Annotated in this window: 5 protein-coding genes; all 5 read left to right on the top strand. The window is 59.0% G+C overall.

Features of this window, described 5'->3' with window-relative positions:
* Positions 1–369: 369 nt before the first annotated feature.
* Complete coding sequence (locus ACFFIY_RS07380; RefSeq protein WP_354199496.1) at positions 370–864, top strand: manganese efflux pump; 495 nt, start codon at positions 370–372, stop codon at positions 862–864.
* 33 nt (positions 865–897) lie between these two features.
* Entirely contained in the window at positions 898–1,347 is a 450-nt protein-coding gene (locus ACFFIY_RS07375; protein WP_354199498.1) for a low molecular weight protein arginine phosphatase, read from the top strand.
* Between the two features lie 74 nt (positions 1,348–1,421).
* On the top strand, positions 1,422–1,859 hold the full coding sequence (gene rpiB, locus ACFFIY_RS07370) for a ribose 5-phosphate isomerase B (RefSeq protein WP_354199500.1): 438 nt from the start codon (positions 1,422–1,424) through the stop codon (positions 1,857–1,859).
* A gap of 16 nt (positions 1,860–1,875) precedes the next feature.
* Positions 1,876–2,502: a TIGR01440 family protein gene (locus ACFFIY_RS07365; RefSeq protein WP_354199502.1), complete on the top strand. Its 627-nt coding sequence runs from the start codon at positions 1,876–1,878 to the stop codon at positions 2,500–2,502.
* A gap of 44 nt (positions 2,503–2,546) precedes the next feature.
* Positions 2,547–3,776 (top strand): serine hydroxymethyltransferase, encoded by a 1,230-nt coding sequence (gene glyA / locus ACFFIY_RS07360; protein WP_376837221.1) that lies wholly within the window; start codon positions 2,547–2,549, stop codon positions 3,774–3,776.
* The last annotated feature ends 144 nt before the right edge of the window (positions 3,777–3,920 follow it).

The following is a 3,920-nucleotide window of genomic DNA, read 5'->3' as shown; positions in this document are numbered from 1 at the left end:
GTCAAGATAGAAAAGTTGAAGGTCGGGCCAAGTTGACTATTTTGTTTAGCGTGAGCCGTACGGATGCGTCCTCGAGTCGTACGGATTGAGTGTTGAACCGTACGGATCGGACGTTGAGTCGTACAGGTTGGTTCTTCCAGAGGTGAGCCGTACGGATGTGCTCCCGAGTCGTACGGATCGAGTCTTGAACCGTACGGATCGGACGCTGAGTCGTACAGGATATTCCTTCCAACCCCACTGTCGAACCGAACAATCCCGCCCCCCAATCCATACCGCTCTCAGACCATACAGCCCTCCCCGCCCCTCGCGGTCATGTCCCTCCCGCACCCCGCATACGATGGATGGATGATGCGGGAGAGGAGGGGTTGGATGTGGCATGAACCGGTGGCGGGGATTTTGACGGCGGTGGATGCGGTGGCGGTGTATGCCGTGCTGCCGCTGAGGAGGAACCGGCTGCCGCTTGCGATGTGGACAGGCGCGCTTCACATGATTTTTCCGTTTGCGGGTTTTTTGGCGGGCGGCGCGGCAGCGGCTCTGCTTGCCGGGCTCGGCGTCTACATCTCGGCCATCCTGCTGATCCTGCTCGGGCTTCATATGATTTTGTCGGATGAGGGGGCCGATGTGAAGATGCCCCCTTATGTGCTTGCCGCGCTCCTCAGCATGGACTCCTTTTCAGTGAGCATGTCATTTGGTATGCTTCAGTTAGACATGATCCGGTTCATTGTCAGTGCGGGAACGAGCGCCTTCGTCCTGTCTTGTGGAGCCTTGTACATGAGGGGGACGTTCAACAAGATCGGAGGGAGGCGGCTCCGGTTCATCGCCGGGGCAGGGCTTGTACTCATGGGCGTGCTGCCGCTGCTTTGATGTTCAGCCGGGTCGGATGGGGCGGTGAGGGGAATGAATATATTATTCGTCTGTACAGGAAATACTTGCCGGAGCCCGATGGCCGAGGCGATTCTCAAAGGAGAGGGGATCCCGGGCGTTGCGGTCCGGTCGGCGGGGGTGTCGGCGGTCGGGGGCCTGCCTCCGGCGCATCATGCCGAGTCGCTGATCAAAGAAAACGGGTTGCCGCCGGCGGGTCCGTCGGCAGTTGCCGATGAGGCGCTCGTGGACTGGGCGGATCTGATCCTCGCGATGACGGACAGCCACCGGCGGGCGCTGGAGCGGTCCGTCCGGCTGGCAAAGGGAAAGACTTTCCTATTAAATAGCTACGTTGGCCTCGGTGACCGGGATATCGCAGATCCGTTCGGAGGGGGCGAAGAGGACTACCGTAGAGCGTTTGGCGAATTAAACAAGGCGGTCGGCCTTCTTGCCGAATCGCTCCGCCGGAACATGAAGCAGCCCTGAAATTGGGCTGTATTTTTATTTTCATAATAATGATATGATGAGGGTGTAAACGTAAAGGAAAGAAGGGAAAGCGGATGAAAGTAGCGATTTCTTCCGATCACGGCGGCAACCGGCTGCGCGCCGAGATCAAGGACCTCATGGACGAAATGGGCATTGAGTACGAAGATTTCGGGCCGCGGGACGACGGGTCCGTAGACTATCCGGACTATGCGAAGCCCGTGGCGGAGCGGGTGGCCGCCGGTGATTTCGAACGCGGCATCGTCATCTGCGGCACCGGCATCGGCATGTCGATCGCGGCCAATAAAGTCAAAGGCATCCGCTGCGCGCTCTGCCATGATGTGTTCAGCGCAAAAGCGACTCGGGGCCACAATGACTCCAATGTCCTGGCGATGGGCGAGCGGGTCATCGGTCCGGGCCTGGCACGTGAGATTGCCAAGACTTGGCTCGAAGGCGAATTCGAGGGCGGCCGTCATCAGCGCCGCATCGACAAGCTGTCCGAGCTCGAACAGTAAGGGGGGGTGAAGCCTCTTGGATGCACGCCAGCTATGGAAGCTGCAGCTTGAGGAAATCCTTGGACAGCTGGAGGAACAGGCAGATTTCCGCCCGGGACAGCTGTTCGTCGTCGGGTGCTCCACGTCCGAAGTGGCCGGGAGCCGCATCGGCACCGGCGGGGCGCTTGATATTGCAGAAGTGCTCTACGGACCGTTAAAAGCATTTGCGGACCGGAACGGCCTTTATCTCGCGTTTCAGGGGTGCGAACACATCAACCGGGCCGTGACGCTCGAGCGGGAAGCGGCCGAGCGGTATGGCCTCGAGCCCGTCACCGTCGTACCGGTGGTCCGGGCCGGCGGATCGATGTCCGCCCATGCCTACCAGACGATGGCGGATCCGGTCGTCGTCGAAGGCGTCCGGGCGCATGCCGGCATTGACATCGGCCAGACGCTCATCGGCATGCAGCTCCGGCCGGTCGCCGTGCCGCTCCGCGCCTCGGTGGACCGGGTCGGCGAGGCGGTCGTGACGATCGCGAAAACACGGCCGAAGCTGATCGGCGGCGCACGTGCGGTATACGAACCGCCGGAACCCGAAGAATCCGAAAGCGAAGAGGAAGAAGGATACGCAGGCATCAACTCGAAATTCACCGAAGAAGAAAACTAAAGAGAATGCGGAAGGGGAATGAAGAAGTGGAGCAACTCTTACACGTGAAGAATGAGGACAAAGCAGTGTTTGACGCCATCATGGCGGAGAAAAAGCGCCAGCAGGACAACATTGAACTGATCGCATCGGAAAACTTCGTGTCGGAAGCCGTCATGGAAGCCCAGGGCTCCGTGCTGACAAATAAATATGCGGAAGGCTACCCGGGCAAGCGCTACTACGGCGGCTGCGAACATGTGGACGTTGTCGAGAACATTGCACGCGACCGTCTGAAGGAAATCTTCGGCGCCGAATATGCCAACGTCCAGCCGCACTCCGGCGCACAGGCGAACATGGCCGTCTACTTCACGGTGCTTGAGCAGGGCGACACGGTGCTCGGCATGAACCTGAGCCACGGGGGACACCTGACCCACGGCAGCCCGGTCAACTTCTCCGGCGTCCAGTACAACTTTGTCGACTACGGCGTCGATAAAGAAGACGAAATGATCGACTATGAAGATGTCCGCCAAAAGGCGCTCGAGCATAAGCCGAAAATGATCGTCGCGGGCGCCAGCGCCTATCCGCGCCAGATCGACTTCAAGAAATTCCGAGAGATTGCGGACGAAGTCGGTGCTTACCTCTTTGTCGACATGGCGCACATTGCCGGGCTCGTGGCGGCCGGACTTCACCCGAATCCGGTTCCTCACGCGCACTTCGTCACTTCGACGACGCACAAAACACTCCGCGGCCCGCGCGGGGGACTGATCCTCTCCACGGAAGAATTCGGCAAGAAGCTGGACAAGTCCATCTTCCCGGGCATCCAGGGCGGTCCGCTCATGCACGTCATCGCCGCGAAGGCCGTTGCGTTCGGGGAAGCACTGCAGCCGGATTTCAAAGACTACATCCAGCAGGTCATCGACAACGCAAAAGTGCTCGGCGAAACGCTCAAATCCGAAGGCGTCGACCTCGTGTCCGGCGGCACGGACAACCACCTGCTGCTCCTCAACCTCCGCTCGCTCGGGCTCACCGGCAAAGTGGCGGAAGCCGTGCTCGATGAAGCCGGCATCACGGTGAATAAAAACACCATCCCGTTCGATACGGAAAGCCCGTTCGTTACGTCCGGCGTCCGCATCGGCACACCGGCCGTCACATCGCGCGGCTTTAAAGAAGAAGAAATGAAGGAAATCGGCACGATCATTGCCAAACTCCTCAAAAACCACGAAGACGAAGCGGTCAAGCAGGAAATCAAGGAACGCGTGGCCGCCCTCACTTCGAAATTCCCGCTCTATGAATCTTGATCGGATGAAAGGACCTGCCTCTGCGGCAGGTCCTTTCCCATGTCCGGGTGATGCGCCGGTGCATTTTTCATTTTCAGGCTCTACAATGTTAGTTGGGGTATAGGTACAATACCTCTAAATAAAAAAGGCACGCAAACTTCCAAT

This window comes from Bhargavaea ullalensis (assembly GCF_042432615.1).
Classification (GTDB): Bacteria; Bacillota; Bacilli; order Bacillales_A; family Planococcaceae; genus Bhargavaea; species Bhargavaea ullalensis.
This window is presented reverse-complemented; position numbering and strand designations above follow the sequence as displayed.